The 15,485-nt window shown below is 37.3% G+C and carries 19 protein-coding genes, 1 tRNA gene and 1 pseudogene; 14 read left to right on the top strand and 7 right to left on the bottom strand.

Going from position 1 to position 15,485, the window contains the following annotated elements; translation table 11 throughout:
• The first annotated feature begins 4 nt into the window (after positions 1-4).
• A complete protein-coding gene (locus BLP77_RS04420) occupies positions 5-982 on the top strand; it encodes a hypothetical protein (protein WP_093855897.1) in 978 nt (325 codons plus the stop codon).
• A 240-nt stretch (positions 983-1,222) separates the two neighbouring features.
• Here BLP77_RS04420 and BLP77_RS04415 read toward each other — a convergent pair.
• Positions 1,223-1,295 (bottom strand) — tRNA-Val (locus BLP77_RS04415).
• Positions 1,296-1,392: 97 nt separating this feature from the next.
• Here BLP77_RS04415 and BLP77_RS04410 point away from each other — a divergent pair.
• Entirely contained in the window at positions 1,393-1,584 is a 192-nt protein-coding gene (locus tag BLP77_RS04410; protein ID WP_093855896.1) for a hypothetical protein, read from the top strand.
• Between the two features lie 28 nt (positions 1,585-1,612).
• Here BLP77_RS04410 and BLP77_RS04405 read toward each other — a convergent pair whose 3' ends face one another.
• From BLP77_RS04405 to BLP77_RS04390, 4 genes are read right to left on the bottom strand one after another with little or no spacing between them, the layout of a single operon-like run.
• Positions 1,613-2,287, bottom strand: coding sequence for a hypothetical protein (locus BLP77_RS04405; RefSeq protein ID WP_093855895.1), 675 nt, complete (start codon positions 2,285-2,287; stop codon positions 1,613-1,615).
• A gap of 18 nt (positions 2,288-2,305) precedes the next feature.
• Positions 2,306-3,214, bottom strand: a complete 909-nt coding sequence (locus BLP77_RS04400) for an ATP-binding cassette domain-containing protein (protein ID WP_093855894.1) — start codon at positions 3,212-3,214, stop codon at positions 2,306-2,308.
• A gap of 6 nt (positions 3,215-3,220) precedes the next feature.
• Entirely contained in the window at positions 3,221-4,396 is a 1,176-nt protein-coding gene (locus tag BLP77_RS04395) for an ABC transporter permease (RefSeq protein ID WP_093855893.1), read from the bottom strand.
• A gap of 19 nt (positions 4,397-4,415) precedes the next feature.
• The gene (locus tag BLP77_RS04390) at positions 4,416-5,621 is read right to left on the bottom strand and encodes a hypothetical protein (RefSeq protein ID WP_093855892.1); all 1,206 of its coding nucleotides are present in this window, start codon (positions 5,619-5,621) and stop codon (positions 4,416-4,418) included.
• Between the two features lie 558 nt (positions 5,622-6,179).
• On the opposite strand from BLP77_RS04390, the gene BLP77_RS04385 reads away from it, so the two are divergent.
• From BLP77_RS04385 to BLP77_RS04370, 5 genes are all read left to right on the top strand, one after another.
• Positions 6,180-7,523 (top strand): cytochrome ubiquinol oxidase subunit I, encoded by a 1,344-nt coding sequence (locus tag BLP77_RS04385; protein WP_093855891.1) that lies wholly within the window; start codon positions 6,180-6,182, stop codon positions 7,521-7,523.
• Positions 7,523-8,545: a cytochrome d ubiquinol oxidase subunit II gene (locus BLP77_RS04380; protein WP_093855890.1), complete on the top strand. Its 1,023-nt coding sequence runs from the start codon at positions 7,523-7,525 to the stop codon at positions 8,543-8,545. Before BLP77_RS04385 ends, BLP77_RS04380 begins: the two co-directional genes overlap by 1 nt.
• A 2-nt stretch (positions 8,546-8,547) precedes the next feature.
• Entirely contained in the window at positions 8,548-8,649 is a 102-nt protein-coding gene (gene cydS / locus BLP77_RS16235) for a cytochrome bd oxidase small subunit CydS family protein (protein ID WP_371859610.1), read from the top strand.
• Positions 8,650-8,774: 125 nt separating this feature from the next.
• Positions 8,775-9,350 carry a TetR/AcrR family transcriptional regulator gene (locus tag BLP77_RS04375; RefSeq protein WP_093855996.1) on the top strand — a complete coding sequence of 192 codons (576 nt, stop codon included), beginning with the start codon at positions 8,775-8,777 and terminating at the stop codon, positions 9,348-9,350.
• 56 nt (positions 9,351-9,406) lie between these two features.
• The gene (locus tag BLP77_RS04370) at positions 9,407-10,339 is read left to right on the top strand and encodes an SDR family NAD(P)-dependent oxidoreductase (RefSeq protein WP_093855889.1); all 933 of its coding nucleotides are present in this window, start codon (positions 9,407-9,409) and stop codon (positions 10,337-10,339) included.
• Positions 10,340-10,487: 148 nt separating this feature from the next.
• Here the strand turns inward: BLP77_RS04370 and BLP77_RS04365 are convergent, their stop codons facing one another.
• Positions 10,488-10,718, bottom strand: a complete 231-nt coding sequence (locus tag BLP77_RS04365; protein ID WP_093855888.1) for a cation transporter — start codon at positions 10,716-10,718, stop codon at positions 10,488-10,490.
• Positions 10,719-10,863: 145 nt separating this feature from the next.
• Here BLP77_RS04365 and BLP77_RS04360 point away from each other — a divergent pair, with 145 nt between their 5' ends.
• The 6 genes and pseudogenes from BLP77_RS04360 to BLP77_RS04335 all read left to right on the top strand — a co-directional run bounded on the left by BLP77_RS04360 (position 10,864) and on the right by BLP77_RS04335 (position 14,390).
• Positions 10,864-11,256 (top strand): hypothetical protein, encoded by a 393-nt coding sequence (locus BLP77_RS04360; protein WP_093855887.1) that lies wholly within the window; start codon positions 10,864-10,866, stop codon positions 11,254-11,256.
• Positions 11,257-11,269: 13 nt separating this feature from the next.
• Complete coding sequence (locus BLP77_RS04355) at positions 11,270-11,653, top strand: FAS1-like dehydratase domain-containing protein (RefSeq protein WP_093855886.1); 384 nt, start codon at positions 11,270-11,272, stop codon at positions 11,651-11,653.
• 20 nt (positions 11,654-11,673) lie between these two features.
• Positions 11,674-12,108, top strand: coding sequence for a hypothetical protein (locus tag BLP77_RS04350; protein ID WP_093855885.1), 435 nt, complete (start codon positions 11,674-11,676; stop codon positions 12,106-12,108).
• 287 nt (positions 12,109-12,395) lie between these two features.
• A pseudogene (locus BLP77_RS04345) lies at positions 12,396-13,162 on the top strand (GNAT family N-acetyltransferase).
• 153 nt (positions 13,163-13,315) lie between these two features.
• Positions 13,316-13,792, top strand: a complete 477-nt coding sequence (locus BLP77_RS04340; protein WP_093855884.1) for a GNAT family N-acetyltransferase — start codon at positions 13,316-13,318, stop codon at positions 13,790-13,792.
• 55 nt (positions 13,793-13,847) lie between these two features.
• Positions 13,848-14,390 carry an NADPH-dependent FMN reductase gene (locus BLP77_RS04335; protein WP_093855883.1) on the top strand — a complete coding sequence of 181 codons (543 nt, stop codon included), beginning with the start codon at positions 13,848-13,850 and terminating at the stop codon, positions 14,388-14,390.
• A 57-nt stretch (positions 14,391-14,447) separates the two neighbouring features.
• Here the strand turns inward: BLP77_RS04335 and BLP77_RS04330 are convergent, their stop codons facing one another.
• On the bottom strand, positions 14,448-14,663 hold the full coding sequence (locus tag BLP77_RS04330) for a hypothetical protein (protein WP_093855882.1): 216 nt from the start codon (positions 14,661-14,663) through the stop codon (positions 14,448-14,450).
• Positions 14,664-14,789: 126 nt separating this feature from the next.
• On the opposite strand from BLP77_RS04330, the gene BLP77_RS04325 reads away from it, so the two are divergent.
• Entirely contained in the window at positions 14,790-15,473 is a 684-nt protein-coding gene (locus BLP77_RS04325) for a CPBP family intramembrane glutamic endopeptidase (RefSeq protein WP_093855881.1), read from the top strand.
• The last annotated feature ends 12 nt before the right edge of the window (positions 15,474-15,485 follow it).

Raw genomic sequence — 15,485 nt, 5'->3', positions numbered from 1 at the left:
AGGAATGAAACGAATATTTAGCTTTATACTGGTTTTTATAGCTGGCTTTATATTAGGTGAAATGGATATTAAGTCTATTACAAGTATAGTTATTAAAGGAATATCTCAACTTGATTTTGCTTCATTCCCTGACATATTCTCTAGTCGTGAAATTGCTATTGGAATTTGGATTATTATCTTCACTATCTTTATTCTTTCAAAGCCTAAAATTAGAGACTCTGTATTTAATGTGGTTCGAACTGCTACATCTAAGCAAATAATTATTCCATTGGTTATTATTATTATATACTCTACAATTTTGATAGTAATAGCTTCATTGTTTTCATTCTGGGAATTGAATTATTTGAAAGATGTTACTTTCTGGGTGATTTTTGTTGGGGTACCGGTTAGTTTTGGTGTTATAACAATCAATGAAAACAATCATTATTTTACGAATATATTAAAAAGGAATTTTAAATTTATTGTTATTGTTGAGTTTTTATTAAGTACAATTACATTTAGCATTCTCACTGAATTGATCCTATTACCTCTTTTGACATTTTTAATTTTATTAGAAACAGTTGCTACTACTAAGGATGAGTATTATAAGGTTAAAAAGTTATTATCGTTTATCACAGCATTTGTAGGATTTGGAATCCTTGGGTTGACTCTAAAAAAAGCTATCGAGAATTATGTTACCTTTAATAGTTTGGATCTACTAATTAAATTTACCATCCCTATAGCGTTATCTTTTCTTTTTATTCCAATCGCATATTGTTTTGCTACCTTTTCAGAATACCAACAACTATTCATAAGTATGAGTTTTAAAGAACCAAAGGATAAAATAATTAAAAGAAAGCATAGGTGGGAAATAATAAAAGCATGTAAACTTTCGTATAGAAAGGTAACGCACTTTAAAAAGATATATCTAAAAAACATTTATGTAAATATGAGTAATGATGAGTTCAATCAATTAATAGAGAACTTCCAAAAAAAAATGTAACGGATTGGATATTTGTTAGATGAAGGATCTCTAGAACGTATATTTATCTTTTAATCACTGTTATTTCTTTTATAAATCAATCCAGTAAGAGAAAATTTTATTTAATAATCAATGTGACCAATATGTGACCACAACCATTCAAATCAAGTATTTTAAGTAAACATTACAAAATATCTTTGAACATGAAAAGACCTCCCGGGCCCAGTGGGCGAGGGAGGTCTAGTTAGGTTTGGCACCCTATGACTCCGAGTGGGCTCGAACCACCGACCTCCACCCTGTCAAGGTGGCGCTCTCCCAGCTGAGCTACGGAGTCGTATTGTTGAAATTTGTTCAATTAAATTTATCGACAAATATTAATATAATAGCTTATACTTAACTTGTCAATACTTTTTTTGGTCGGGGGTTCAATTATGTTAGCGCGAGTTCTGACTTATTTATTAATCGGAGGGTTATTAGTTGCGGCTGTAGCGGTATCGGTGCCGCAATATTTGGGTTATTTATGGTTTGGTTTTGGTATTATATTTATTGGAATGTGTGGTTATCTCGCTTTTCATTATGCGAAAAGAGCTATTTTAATTGCGAAAGATATTAATAAAGAGTAAAAAAATCGTCCGGACCTGGACGATTTTTTCATTCAGAGGGTTTTAGTTTTACTAATGAGATGTCGGTTACTCTTACCATCTGACCTTCTGTTAGTTTGATAGTGCTTTTCGTTTGGCTCAGTTCATTGGCGATGAATTCGTAGACTTGATGGTCGCCATCTGGGTCAAAGATTTGGACGTAGCCGATTCCGTGTGGTGTTGTCACGTCATAGGTGCCTGCTGCAACATCGGTTCCAACTTCCCAAATACCGGCTGTTAAATCGGTTTTAATCTCAGTTGGAACAGGGGTGAAGTTGATGTGAAACAGGCCATCGATTTTAATGGTGTGTTGTTCTGCAATGTCGATAGTAATGCTTTCAACACCATTTCGACCGCCTAAAATATCGTGAAAGAGGAGGTCGCCTTGTTGATCATAAATATAAACGTTTCCCGATCCATCACCGGTAATCTGATATCGGCCAGGATTAATCGTTAATTCTTCAATATCTTCTTCTGGATAATATTCAAGTATTTCTTCTGCTTGAGCGTTGGATCGGTCAGTGGTTTCAAAGATCGTTTCGCTCACATCTTCTAGCATGCCTTCTTTTTCTTCACCGATGATTTCATAGTTTTCAATATAGCTTTCTGTCGCGTTCGAGATGTTGCTTTGGCAGCCGGCTAGTAGGGCGGTGCCAATAAGCAGTATTAAGATTGTATACTTCATATGATCTAACTCCTAGTCTTATTTTCGAATGTAGCTGTCATGGTAGTATTTTTCATAGTATTCGAGTGTTCCGAGTGTGCCGATTTCGAATTCTCGTTCGTCGAATTGGATGACGCGTTCGAGCCATGTCGTTTGTTCAGATAATGTAAGCTTGCTAAATGGTATGCAGAGTAATCGGTCTGAGATGTAATGATGATCCTCTGGTAAGTCATAGGTTTGTTTAAATTCATTGTACCTGTTTGGGTCGAGACTGACCTTAATAAAGGTGTCATGGTTGTCGTGAATGTGATGCTCGTGAATGATTTTACCGTCTTTTAAAAACAGGACGCGATCGGCGTAAAGGTCTAAGTTTTCGAGTAAGTGTGATGCGACGAACATGAGCTTTTGATTGTTTTTCATTTCGATCAGTTTTTCTGATATTAAGGCGACGTTCGAGACGTCTAAGCCGTTCATGACTTCGTCCATTAACATGATTGACGAATCCGCTGCGGCCATCATGCCGAAACAGAGGCGCTGACGCATCCCAAGGGAATAGGTTTTCACTTTGTTTTTGACGTAGCTTTCCATGTTCAGTTCTTTAATGATGTCTTTGATGTGCTTGCTCGTTCCTTTCCACATGTTGGCGTAAAGTTTGAGGTGGTCAACGCCTGATAGTTCTTCAAATAAATCGCCTTGATCGGGAAAGGGGGTAAGCTGTTTGTAAATATCGACCTCATCTTTTTCTGATTTGTATTCGTATTGATCGTTAAAGACAACGGTCCCTTCGTTCGGCTTCAGGTAGTTGGCAATGACGTTAAACAATGTTGTTTTACCAGTACCGTTGGGTGCGGCTAGACCGATGATTTCTCCTTCATAAGCTGTTAGGGAAAGTTGGTCTAACACGGTATGGTCTTTAAAGGATACGGATACATCTTTTATTTTAAGCATTGGTCCTCATTCCTTTTTCATAGATTTTTGATGAAAGATTGAGCGGAAAATGGCCTTTACATCGTAAAATTCTAGTTTGATTTTCGCGATTACGATGAGCATGGTCACGATAATCAAGACGATTAACCATGTGATGGCGTATCCGTAATCAATCGCTGGGTTTTGTAGCTCGACGGCTAAGGACCCAGATAAAACGCTCGCGATATCGATTAAGGCGAATGGATGGAAAATCGCCGTGTTCACATCAATCGCCATCATTAAGCTTGGAATTAAGAAAATACTCAATCCGACGACCAGGTTCGCAAAGGCGTTTTGGAATAGTAGGTTCATGAGTACGGATAGGGCTAATATCCAAATGGTAATCAATGCGAATCCAAGTACGATTAAAAGTAAATAGTGTGTTGTTGAGATGGCTTCATAGCCACCGTTTTGATAGATGACGATCGGGCTTTTAAAGTTACCGGCTCCTAATTTGTGAGCTGCATACCATCCGCTAAGCACAATGCCAAGTACGAGTGACACGATGATATAGGTAAAATGCACGCTGATTTTGCTGATTGATTTTTTCAAAAATGATATTGGTAATCCTCGCATAACGGATGGGTGTCTGTTTTCATAGACGAGAATTTCATTTCCGCTAAGTAAAAGAATAAAGGCGAATAGAAGACCGCTCAGGGTATTGACGGCAGTCTCAAGGTATTGATTCGCCTGATAAGAATTTTCTTCAACGGGTAAGTTGTGTTCCTGTAAATAGGTTAAGTATTCATTTTCTTTTAAAATCTCTTCCTTTGGAAAAATGAGATACTCTGGAACGCCTTCATTACCTAGTTCGTGTACGTTTAGTCGTTCTTCATTGACTTTTAGACCTGTTTCAATATAATCATCGTGTTGGTTTTCGCCGTAATAAAAGCCTTGGTAACGGACCATGGATAGTTGGTCTAATAGGCTTTGATACACTTGTTCTGCTTTTTCGTTGTCTTTCTGCTGGTAATCCATCTGGTCTAAGGTAGAGTTATAGATGTCGACTTCCTGTGTCTTTTGCTGTTTGATGGTTTCGGGTGTCGTTTGGCTTAAGTGAACGAAATAGAAAATAAAGAACATGATGAGCCCGATGCCGATAATTAAGGGTTTGCGATTGTAGAGCATGAATTTCAGCTCAAATAGCGTATATTTCCAAAACATAATGGTAGTCTCCTGTCATCTATGATTGATAAAACTTTCGTTTCGTGATGAGCTTTGTCATGGTATAGAGTAAAATTTCGACGATGATGATGGTGATAAATATGACAATCAGTCCTTGACTATATGTGATTGTTTCGACATTAAAGAGATAATTTTTCTCATTGGCGACGACCTTCCCAAAATCAAAATAGGTTTGCGGGAAATAGCTTAAGTCAAGACCAAATAATTCTTTTACCGTTCTGTCATAGTAGATGAACTCGCTTAGTAAAATAATGGTACTAACGGATAAGACGAGCCACGTATTGCGAACAAGTAAGCTTAAAAGCGCGTTAAAGCGTATGAATAAGAATATGAGTAATGGGATGAAACTTACTGATTTTAATGAAAATTCACCCATGGACATCGTGTTATAGGCTTCAAGCGAATAACCGTAAAGGTCGGTTTTAATTGGGATTGGCAGGTTGAAATGGCCAAATCCGTACTGAAGCGAGATGATGATCGCGCCAATTAAGCTAAAACCGACTATCGTGAGTAAGGTAAACATAAAGGCGACGAGACTTTTCAAGTTAATCGTGCGATACCAGGACATCGGCAGTCCTTGCGTAAGGGACTGGTATTGTTTGTCGCGTACTAACATATCGCAGCTAAAGTAAATCGCCATAAAAATGATTAAATACGTTAAAGAGCTTAACAATAGTTCCTGAAGTTTTTGCAGGGTTGTTTTTTCAACAATCATCGGGTACGTGATGAGTTGATCTTGGTCTAAATAGCTTTGATATCTGAGAAGTGTTTGATAATAAAGATGCAATTTGTCCTTACCTGGGTAAGGGGATTGTTCATAACCTTCGGCGCTTGAAATGAATGATCTTGGATTTCCTAATAAATAGTAGAGTCTGAGATGCGTAAAACGTCTGTAGTTATCATCATCAATGGACGTTAGGATTTTATTATGTAAATGGTAATAAGATTCGCGCAGGGCATAGTAGGAGGTCCCTGTGTATCGGTTATAGTATGTCTGGCCTGATTCTCGCCTCAATTCCTGTTGAGCAAAGACTTGATCAAGGTCGCGCTTGATTTCTTCAGGTTCGACAGTTTCGACGTGTTCTTCTTTTGGGAGCATTAATAAAATATAGGTTAGCAGAATAATAGCGATAAAAGCGATAAATAATAGATTCTTTTTGCTTTTCAGTATGAGCTTGAATTCGTGCTTTAAATAGTAGTTCATTCTTTTTTCTCCTTATGTATGCAGATAGTTTTAAATTACTATACATTAAAAAATATGTAAAGTTCTGAATATTTTTGATAGAATTTGTTTTATTGTGTCGAGGAGTTTACACTAATGCCGATTCGTTCTGGGATCACCCGTGGCTCAATCCGCCATCACGAACATCCGATCCGCCGTCACGGGCAATCAATCCGCCAAAATAGAGAGTCTATCCGCCAAGATGAAGGTTCGATCCGCCATCACAAGCCTCCTATCCACCAAAACAGGACTTCATTCCGCCAATGTCACAAGTTTGTGAAAAAGTTCACAAAAATATCAATGGTTCGTAACAAAGCTTTAAGGATTTTTCGATTAGTAAAGGGATTAAAGAGGGTATGATAAACATAAAGGGGAGATGCTAATGTATAAAAAGCATGAAAAGTGGTTAATCATCCTCAGTTTTTCAGTTGCAATCATTATGTTACTTTCATTGGTTGGTCGACTTTTTTAAATGGGATTACTGCTAGTTACACGGTTAAGGCATGTACTTGGTTTTTTTAATCAAAGGGGGTTGGTTTGATGTGGGAGTATGATCCAGTGTTTTTCAGTCGGACGTTGACCGGGCTGACGTTAGCGTTTCATATTATTTACGCGACAATTGGTGTTGGTGTTCCCCTCATGATTGCGATTGCGCAATGGATCGGGATTAAGAAAAATGATGAACACTACATCTTGCTAGCGCGGCGTTGGACACGTGGGTTTGTCATTACAGTTGCGGTTGGTGTTGTGACGGGTACGGCGATTGGTTTGCAGTTATCTTTACTGTGGCCGAATTTTATGGAGCTTGCGGGACATGTCATTAGTTTGCCGCTCTTTATGGAAACCTTTGCGTTTTTCTTTGAGGCGATTTTCTTAGGGATCTACCTCTACACGTGGGATCGCTTTGAGAATCAGAAGAAGCATATGTTATTACTGATCCCCGTTGCGATTGGGGCTTCTTTCTCGGCGTTTTTTATTACGATGGTGAACTCGTTTATGAATACGCCGCAGGGCTTTGATATAGTCAATGGCGCTCTCGTAAACGTCGATCCGATTGCGGCAATGTTTAATCCGGCCACTCCGACGAAGGTAGCGCACGTGTTGACGACGGCGTATATGACATCAGCCTTTATTCTTGCATCCATCGCAGCATTCCATTTATTAAAAGGTCGAAATCATATTTATCATAAAAAATCACTGTACCTCATGATGAAGGTCGGTCTCATCTTTTCGATTGCAACCGTCATTGTCGGTGACTTTTCCGGTAAATTCTTAGCCGAATATCAACCTGAAAAATTAGCGGCAGCTGAGTGGCACTTTGAAACAGAAGAAAAAGCGCCACTGAAAATGTTCGGCTGGTTGGATGACGATGGTGAGGTTCAAGGTGCAATCGAAATCCCGTTTGCCCTGAGTATTCTAGCTCATTCCGATCCGACGTCTGAAGTCATTGGTTTAAATGAATTTCCAGAAGATGAACGGCCACCACTCATTGTACATTATTTCTTCGACATCATGGTGTCGATTGGGGTCTGGTTGACGCTCATATCACTCTTGTATTGGTTTGCGATCGGGCAAGGGTGGAGGTTCGTGCAAAAGAAATTTTTCAACTTCTTGCTCGTGTTAACGGGGCCGCTTGCGATTATCGCGATTGAGATGGGCTGGTTTTATGCCGAGTTTGGCCGTCAGCCATGGATTTTAAGAGGATTTATGAAAACACCTGAAGGCGCCACCACCGCTGGATACGTTGATACGATGCTGCTTTTATTTGTTGGCTTGTATATCGTGTTAGGGACGGCCAGTGTAATTGTGTTAAGGAAAATGTTTAAGAAAAACCCTGTTGAAAAAGAATTAGCGGACCACGCACGGGAAAGAGGTGAATGGTGATGGATTTGGCCATTGTCGGGATCTCGGTTTTATGGCTGTTTTTGTTCGGTTACATTATCATTGCCTCGATTGACTTTGGTGCTGGATTCTTCAGTGCTTACAGTGAGCTCGCGCATACGAAGCATATTTTACACCATATTATTCAGCGTTATTTATCACCTGTGTGGGAGGTTACTAACGTGTTTCTCGTCTTTTTCTTCGTCGGGATCGTTGGGTTCTTCCCGAGTACGGCTTTTTACTACGGGACCGCTTTGTTAGTGCCGGTGAGTATTTCGATTATATTACTGGCGATTCGCGGGTCTTATTACGCGTTTCAAACGTATGGAGCGAAGGATAGTAAAGTTTATATCTTTTTATATGGTCTGGCAGGATTACTTATCCCAGCCTCACTATCAATCGTGCTTACCATCTCTGAAGGTGGATTTGTGGAAATGGTTAATGACGCGCCGAAGCTGATGTATGGCGAATTGTTCTTCAGTCCGTTGACGTGGAGTATCGTTATGTTAAGTGTGGTCAGTGTGCTTTATATCTCTGCAACGTTTTTAACCGCGTATGCAGATGTAGCCAAGGACGATAAAGCACGTGGACTACTACGAAAATATGCGTTGGCCTGGAGTGGACCGACGATTTTATCGGCCGGTTTAATCATCATGCAGCTACAGCAGCATAATGCCGAACACTTTCAAAATATTATGGACATCTGGTGGGTGTTCGCCCTATCATTTGTGTTCTTCATCGTCACGGTCGTGCTGTTATGGGTCAAAAAATATTATAGCCTCGCCTTTTGGAGTTTGATTATTCAATTTGCATTAGCATTTTTCGGTTATGGGGCTTCGCATTACCCGTATCTATTGTATCCGTATTTAACGATCTACGATGGCTTTACGAATGATGCAATGGCAACAGCGCTGATTATCGCGTTTATTGCTGGTTTTGCTTTGCTTATTCCATCACTCTTTTTACTAGCTCGATTATTCTTGTTTAATAAACGTTACGTTAGAGGCGAAAAGAGGAGGTATTGATCATGGACGATTTCTTAATTACTTGGGCTCCATTTATTGTGGTGATTGCGTCGATTATTGCGGCGTTTTGGTCAGGGTTAAAAGATGATCGTGTGAATCGATAAATGAAGTAGCCCCTAAGCATTTGATTGCTTGGGGGTTTTTAAATCGAAAAGTAAGGTTGACAATTGGAGCATTTTTCTATACAGTTTAATTGAACAGTGGTCAATTAATTCAGGAGGCGTTTATCATTTCACCTAGAAAACCTGTCGATCAACAGTTAGAACGAAACACGATTTTAAATGTAGCAAGGGACTTATTTGTGGAAAAAGGATATCGTGGTGTTTCGATGCGTCAAATTGCAGCTACATTAAACGTGAGTCATGGAGCTATTTATTATCACTTTCAAAATAAAGCTAGTCTCTTGTACTCCATAGTCGCAGAAGATTTTTCATTGTTAGATCAAGAACTGGAAAAAGTAATGAATATGGGGATTAGTGATAAAGAAAAGCTGATAGAAATATTTATGGCTTATATTAAGTTTGGCGTTACCCATTCTAAACACTATGAGATTATGTTTTTGATTAAAGACGAAAACATCAATACGTTAATGAATCGAGGACCGAATGAAAGTTATGAAAAGTTTGCTAAAGCCGTGTATCAACTATGTGGTCCACAAGTATTGACGCCGCAAAAAATGTGGTCGATTTTCTTATCTCTTCATGGATTTGTAACGCATTATATTAAATGTGAAGAGACGTTTGAAAACATTAAAGGAATAGCCACTTCACACGCTGAATTTATTTTAACAACGATAGAAATATAATTTTTTGAATTTAATTGACCATTGGTTAGTAAAAAAGTAAAAGGGAGGAATGTTTGATGAAAAAAGCATTAGTGTTAGGGGCATCAGGAGGAATGGGTTCAGCCATTGTCAATGAATTACAGAGTAGGGGCGTAAAAGTGGTAGCCTTTGCAAGAACTGAAGAAAAATTAAAAAAATTATTTGGAGAGAGAAGTGAGGTTTCGATTGTTCCTGGTGATGTTTTTCAATATGAAGATTTGATTCAAGCTGCGGAGGGTGTAGATGTCATTTTCCATTCTGTGAATATCCCCTATTATGAATGGGCAGAAAAACAAGAAACGCTCATGACTAATATAGTCAAAGCATCAGAGCAAGTTGGGTGCAAGTTAGCAATTGTTGATAACATTTATGCTTATGGAAAGAGTCAAGGAGAAAAGGTTAGTGAAGATTCACCTAAAAAACCAAATACCAAAAAAGGTGTGATCCGTCTTAAACTTGAAAATATCGTAAAATCTTCTAATACCCCTTGGTTAATTGTTCATTTTCCAGACTTTTACGGTCCAAATGCAGAAGACACAGTGCTTGGTCAAACCTTGCAAGCAGCTGCAAATAATAAATCTGGTATCTACATAGGTCGAAAACAATTAAAGAGAGAATTTATCTTTATACCAGATGGAGCAAAGGCGATTGCTGAGCTAGCAAACAGGGAAAATGCTTACGGTCAAAATTGGAACATTCCTGGATATGATGTCATTACGGGACACGAAATTTTGGAAATATTAAAAGATGAAGCTGGCTATAACAAACGAGTCATGACGGTTAAAAGAGGTATGATCCGTTTTTTAGGAATTTTTGATAAGATGATGAAGGAATTTGTGGAAATGATGTATTTAAATGAACAGCCGGTGATCTTATCAGGTGAAAAATATGAAAAACATATTGGACCATTACCTAAGACTTCATACAGACAAGGTATTATGCGAACACTAGAGTCAATGAATAGATTGTAAGGATTCAGTAAGGGAAGTCTTAGAATTTTTATTTGTTAGTCATCAGAAGAAGCGGGGATGTCTGGTTCTCATCATTTAAGCCTTCCCTTTGTGAATTAGCCTATGCTCCATCCCCCAACCTCATCACGATTAACCGAATAAAAGTCTTTTATGTTAAATGTTTTTTTGTTTCTCTTGCCTCAAACCCCATTTTACTGATTCTATTAAAGATTTGGGATAGCTCTATTAAAGTGTTATCAAATGTCACTGTTCCAGATTCAGTTTGGTAATCAATGTCTACCTCCGTTACACCACTCATTTTTGAAACTGACCTTTCAACTTTTGCAGAACAATCGTGGCAATGCATACCTTTTACCTTTAGATAAACCTTCTCATTCATTTGTTATCAACATCTCACAAGAATTCTGTTTCAATTTAATTTTATTTAACAATTTTAAACATTATGATAAGTTTGTAATTGTATAAAGGGTAAGATTCTCTTTTATGCATCTTGATAGGTTTGACCTTGCCAAAGGAGGGAAGGAATGTTTCGGAGAAAAATATATGGATTCCTGATCACATCGCTTTTAACAGCAATCGTTTTATCAAGTATTGCCAATCCTATTGGGGTCGAATTGACTGGTTTTATTCTTGTGTTTGCAACTCCCATTATATTCGTGTGTGGTGTGCCTGTCTCATTGCTGTCTGATTTCGTAACACGGCTTTTTTTCGGTAAAGTAAGAAGTATTATGGCCTTTATTATACATATAAGTTTTGGGAGCTTGTACGGATTCATTTTGTTTTCTGCTCTTGAGGTGGAAATTTATCTTTATGCAGCTGTGATTTCTTCTATTATCTTTTGGTTAGTTGATGAGGTTTTAAGGTTAAAAATGAAAACTAGCAATAATAAAATTCCGGTTCATTATAAAATGTACTAGGAGGAAGATTTAAATGCCATTAAAAGTTGGAGACAAAATTAAGTTTGAACGGACTTTTACTGTAAAGGATGTTGAATTATTTACAACGGTTTCAGGTGATGAAGGGACTCATCACAGAACCCCAGATGAAAAGGGTAGACTCGTCATTCAAGGGTTATTAACGGCAACTCTACCAACAAAAATAGGTGGGGATAACAATGTACTCGCCCGTACTATGAATTTTGAGTTTATAAGACCAGTATTTACGGGAGATACAATAGTTTGTGAAGTAACAATTGAAAAGTTTGAAGAGCAAGATCATAAGAGGATGTTAATAGAGGCATCTTTCTTATGCACAAATCAGAAGGAGAAACCTGTATTGAGTGGGAACTTTGCGGGAGTGATATTACGATATTAGCTAAAAAAGGGGAGATTATGTTGAGGAACCTTTTGTCGATTATACTGTTAGGTATTGTTCTATTAACTGGTTGTGATTCAGACTCATCTTTATCTTTCTCAGAAGAGAGTGAGGATCAGCTTAACAAGGATGTTCAGTCGTTTTTTCATGGCGTTAAAAATGATAATGGTGTTCATCTTTATTTCGATAACCATAATAAAGCTATTCATGTTTATTTAAATGGTTCTAATGTTGTCCAGGATGAAAAAGTTAATTACTTTACTGATTTTGATGTGGAAGCAGATGGTGAAACATTAAGATTAATATATGAAAGTGATGAAGCAATAGACTATTCGGATCAGTCATTAAAACATGAACGCTTTTATAAAGTGAACGTGGATAATAGTTATGAAACCATTAGGATTTTCCATAATGGTGAAGAGAGCCACTTTGGAACAATCTCAGGTAATAGTTGAATGAGTATTTTCGATAAATTATTAAGAAAATAATTTGCATATTGGTAACTTTTTGTTATATTTAAAATGTTAGGAAATCAATTAGAAGGAGGGTGATATTGTGGTTATACAAAAACTTTATTCAAGAACAAAGGAGCTACGTTACCCAATATTTTACCTTCCAAAAATATATACTTAAATCAAGGGCTCTCGTAGTAAACGATAGTCCTTTTTATTGGGAATTAAAGGGTGATTGTGGCATAACCTAACTTTTTTGTTCTTGCTAATAATAGGAGGAACAAATAACTGTGATATATAAAGCGGATGTTAGTTTAAGAGAAAAATTAAAGCCAATGTTTAAAGATTTTGAGAGTACTGTCGTTTCATCATGTTTACAAGGACATATGGGAAACGCCTGGGTAGATGATCTCCTACAGTTGCTCAAATAACAGTGGGGATTTTTGTATTCTATGCGGGGAATCCGAACGCGGAGGAAGCTGACCAACTACTTTATAATCTACCAGAATTTACACTTGCTATTGTTAAAACTGAAGAATGGAAAAGGAAGGTTGAAACGGTGCATAAAGGGTCATTTGAGAAGTTTCAACGGTTTGAATTCTATAAAAACCCCAACCATTTAGATCGAATTCGTATCAAAAACAATTTAAACCAACTACCGGAAGAATATGAACTAAAACGGATTGATCTGAATATCGCAAAAGATCCTTCACTGCATGAGCTTTCTGAAGATTTTATAAGTCAATTTAATTCTGTTAATGACTTTATTGATAGAGGAATCGGATTTGCCGTCCTCCATCACGGGGAGGTTGTATGTGGTGCAACATCATATAGTATTTACGATGATGGAATTGAGTTTGAAGTCGCTACACATCATGATCATAGGAGAAAAGGTTTAGCAACAGTTGCGGCATCTGCATTAATTTTAGAGTGTTTTAATAGAGGGTTGTATCCAAGTTGGGATGGCGCAAATATGGAATCGGTAAAATTAGCAGAAAAACTAGGCTACATCTTAAATGAACCATATGATACGTATTTTATTGATCAGGGGGACTAGTTACTTAGCATCTTGAACTGATTGCTTAGAAAAAGAGATAATTAAAAAATTCATGTGATAGAATTTTCGAGCTGATTTTTCAGCTCTTTTTTTAAAACCATTTACGAACACACATTCCCTTGCTAAAATATAACTATCAAGGGGGAAATGAAAATGGAAAAAACAGAGTACATAACATTAGAACATTTTTCAAATAAACATTTAGATGCACTAACTTCCTTCAAATTGCCTGAAGATCAAAAACAATTCACGGCATTACCGGATCAATATAAAGAAGTCGAAGATGGTCAGCATCGGATCGTTATTCTTAATAAAACAAAACCAGTAGGCTTCTTTTTATTACACGCCACTGCCAGGGTGAAAGATTATTCGGATAATCCCAGTGCTATGTTGCTAACTTCATTATCAATAAATCATGCCGAACAAGGAAAGGGTTATGCTAAAAAGGCAATGTTTTTATTAAAAGAGTTTGTTGTTTCAGAATTTCCTGATTGTGATGAAATTGTATTAGCTGTTAATCATAAAAACATTTCTGCTCAGCAACTTTACTTAAAGGTTGGATTTCAGGATACAGGTAGAAGAAAAGTTGGACCGATTGGTGAACAGTTTATTATGAATCTAATGTTATAATACATAGTATTCAGCAAATAATTATTGTCAGCAATACTAGAGGAGGTTATCATTCATGAATATTGTAATGATCGTAGGAAGTTTAAGGAAAGAGTCATTTAATAAGCAACTGGCTAATACAATGGAAGAGCGATTTAAGGAAAAGATAAATTTAAAAATTGCTGATATCGGTTCTTTACCATTATTTAATCAAGATGAAGAGCATGACCCGCCACAGGTTGTAAAAGATTTTAAGGCAGAGATTGCACAGGCTGATGGAATCGTTATGGTGACACCTGAATATAATTGGTCTGTTCCTGGTGTATTAAAAAACGCTTTGGACTGGGCTTCACGTGTGGACAAGGTGTTCATTGGGAAACCCGTTATGGTTCTTGGTGTTACTCCTGGTGTAGCAGGAACGTTACGCGCTCAAACGCATTTACGTCAAATTCTTTCAGCTCCTGGGATTCAGTCCAAAGTTCTTGCTCCAGGTAGTAACGAAATTTTAATCAGTTTTGCAAATGAGAAATTCGATGAGGGTCAATTGATTGATGAAGACACGCTTAATTTCTTAGATCGTAAAGTGGAAGCCTTTATTGATTTTGTGAAAACTGCTTAACGCTATAAAAACACGCATCTGATGAAGTCTATTCATTCAGATGCGTGTTTGTTTTATTTAATAGTCCTCTTGTTCGCCTTCTTTAAGGGAGGCATCTGGTTGTCTATCGGATTCGTCGGGTTTTTCAAATCCTTTGTCCAATTGTCCTGCATTCTCTATATCACCTGAAGCCTTATAACCCGCAATTTCCTCATTAGATGTGGATCCATAAAGCCCCATACCACCTAATTTTACATTGAGATCTTCTTTCGTATTTTTCTTTTTCTTATCCATATTGTCACCTCCTATTGAGGGAAGTCTGTTGTTATGGTCTGAGGATATTTTTTTCTAAATACGAATTCTTATGCATCTTCCTACTAGTTATATCTATATGATATTATTCTTAATGGAGGGGAAACGATGAATCGAAAACATATAACGAATATAATCGTTTTAACGGTGGTTAGTTGCTTGATGCTGTATGTTATTGAACAAGTCTTACTGGCTTCGTACATCGTTAAAACAGGAAGTAAAATTGTATTATTTTTATTAATTCCGTTATGGTACATAAAGATTGTGTTAAAGGAACCAATATGGCATTCATTACGATTAAATCATATCGATAAACGACGATTGGCGTATGGTTTTAGTCTTGGAATTGTCTCTATGGTGATTATTATATTGGCTTATGTGATATTGCAGGATTTCATCCAAGCTGAAACCATTATTCTAGATTTACGAGAACGGTTAAATATCACGTTTGAGACTTATATTTTTATCGCCTTGTATATCACGTTTGGAAATTCGTTGCTTGAGGAGTTTTACTTCCGCGGTTTTATTTTCCTTAAGTTTTATCAATCCGATTATAAGTTGCTAGGGTATATTTTTTCATCTGGACTATTTGCGGTTTATCATGTTGCGATTTTTGCGACGTGGTTCGATATTTGGTTAATAGGTCTGGCATTAATCGGGTTGTTTACAGTCGGGATCGTTTTCTGCTGGCTCAATACCAAAACGAATAACTTTTTAAATTCTTGGATTCTACATATTTGTGCGGATATCGCGGTGGTGTCGATCGGTTTTTATCTTTTTTGGACTCTCTAAATGGTAGGGGTC

This window comes from Tenuibacillus multivorans (assembly GCF_900103915.1).
Taxonomy (GTDB): Bacteria; Bacillota; Bacilli; order Bacillales; family Alkalibacillaceae; genus Tenuibacillus; species Tenuibacillus multivorans.
Note: the sequence above shows the minus strand (reverse complement) of the source record. Positions and strands in the feature narration are given on the sequence as shown.

Bases quoted from the DNA above. Each gene is read 5' to 3' on its own strand.
- BLP77_RS04380 (WP_093855890.1), top strand. From the start codon at position 7,523: ATGGATTTGGCCATTGTCGGGATCTCGGTTTTATGGCTGTTTTTGTTC.
- BLP77_RS04405 (WP_093855895.1), bottom strand. From the start codon at position 2,287: ATGAAGTATACAATCTTAATACTGCTTATTGGCACCGCCCTACTAGCC.
- BLP77_RS04370 (WP_093855889.1), top strand. From the start codon at position 9,407: ATGAAAAAAGCATTAGTGTTAGGGGCATCAGGAGGAATGGGTTCAGCC.
- BLP77_RS04355 (WP_093855886.1), top strand. From the start codon at position 11,270: ATGCCATTAAAAGTTGGAGACAAAATTAAGTTTGAACGGACTTTTACT.
- BLP77_RS04390 (WP_093855892.1), bottom strand. From the start codon at position 5,621: ATGAACTACTATTTAAAGCACGAATTCAAGCTCATACTGAAAAGCAAA.
- BLP77_RS04400 (WP_093855894.1), bottom strand. From the start codon at position 3,214: ATGCTTAAAATAAAAGATGTATCCGTATCCTTTAAAGACCATACCGTG.
- BLP77_RS04385 (WP_093855891.1), top strand. From the start codon at position 6,180: ATGTGGGAGTATGATCCAGTGTTTTTCAGTCGGACGTTGACCGGGCTG.
- BLP77_RS04340 (WP_093855884.1), top strand. From the start codon at position 13,316: ATGGAAAAAACAGAGTACATAACATTAGAACATTTTTCAAATAAACAT.
- BLP77_RS04365 (WP_093855888.1), bottom strand. From the start codon at position 10,718: ATGAATGAGAAGGTTTATCTAAAGGTAAAAGGTATGCATTGCCACGAT.
- BLP77_RS04360 (WP_093855887.1), top strand. From the start codon at position 10,864: ATGTTTCGGAGAAAAATATATGGATTCCTGATCACATCGCTTTTAACA.
- cydS (WP_371859610.1), top strand. From the start codon at position 8,548: ATGGACGATTTCTTAATTACTTGGGCTCCATTTATTGTGGTGATTGCG.
- BLP77_RS04410 (WP_093855896.1), top strand. From the start codon at position 1,393: ATGTTAGCGCGAGTTCTGACTTATTTATTAATCGGAGGGTTATTAGTT.
- BLP77_RS04325 (WP_093855881.1), top strand. From the start codon at position 14,790: ATGAATCGAAAACATATAACGAATATAATCGTTTTAACGGTGGTTAGT.
- BLP77_RS04335 (WP_093855883.1), top strand. From the start codon at position 13,848: ATGAATATTGTAATGATCGTAGGAAGTTTAAGGAAAGAGTCATTTAAT.
- BLP77_RS04395 (WP_093855893.1), bottom strand. From the start codon at position 4,396: ATGTTTTGGAAATATACGCTATTTGAGCTGAAATTCATGCTCTACAAT.
- BLP77_RS04330 (WP_093855882.1), bottom strand. From the start codon at position 14,663: ATGGATAAGAAAAAGAAAAATACGAAAGAAGATCTCAATGTAAAATTA.
- BLP77_RS04420 (WP_093855897.1), top strand. From the start codon at position 5: ATGAAACGAATATTTAGCTTTATACTGGTTTTTATAGCTGGCTTTATA.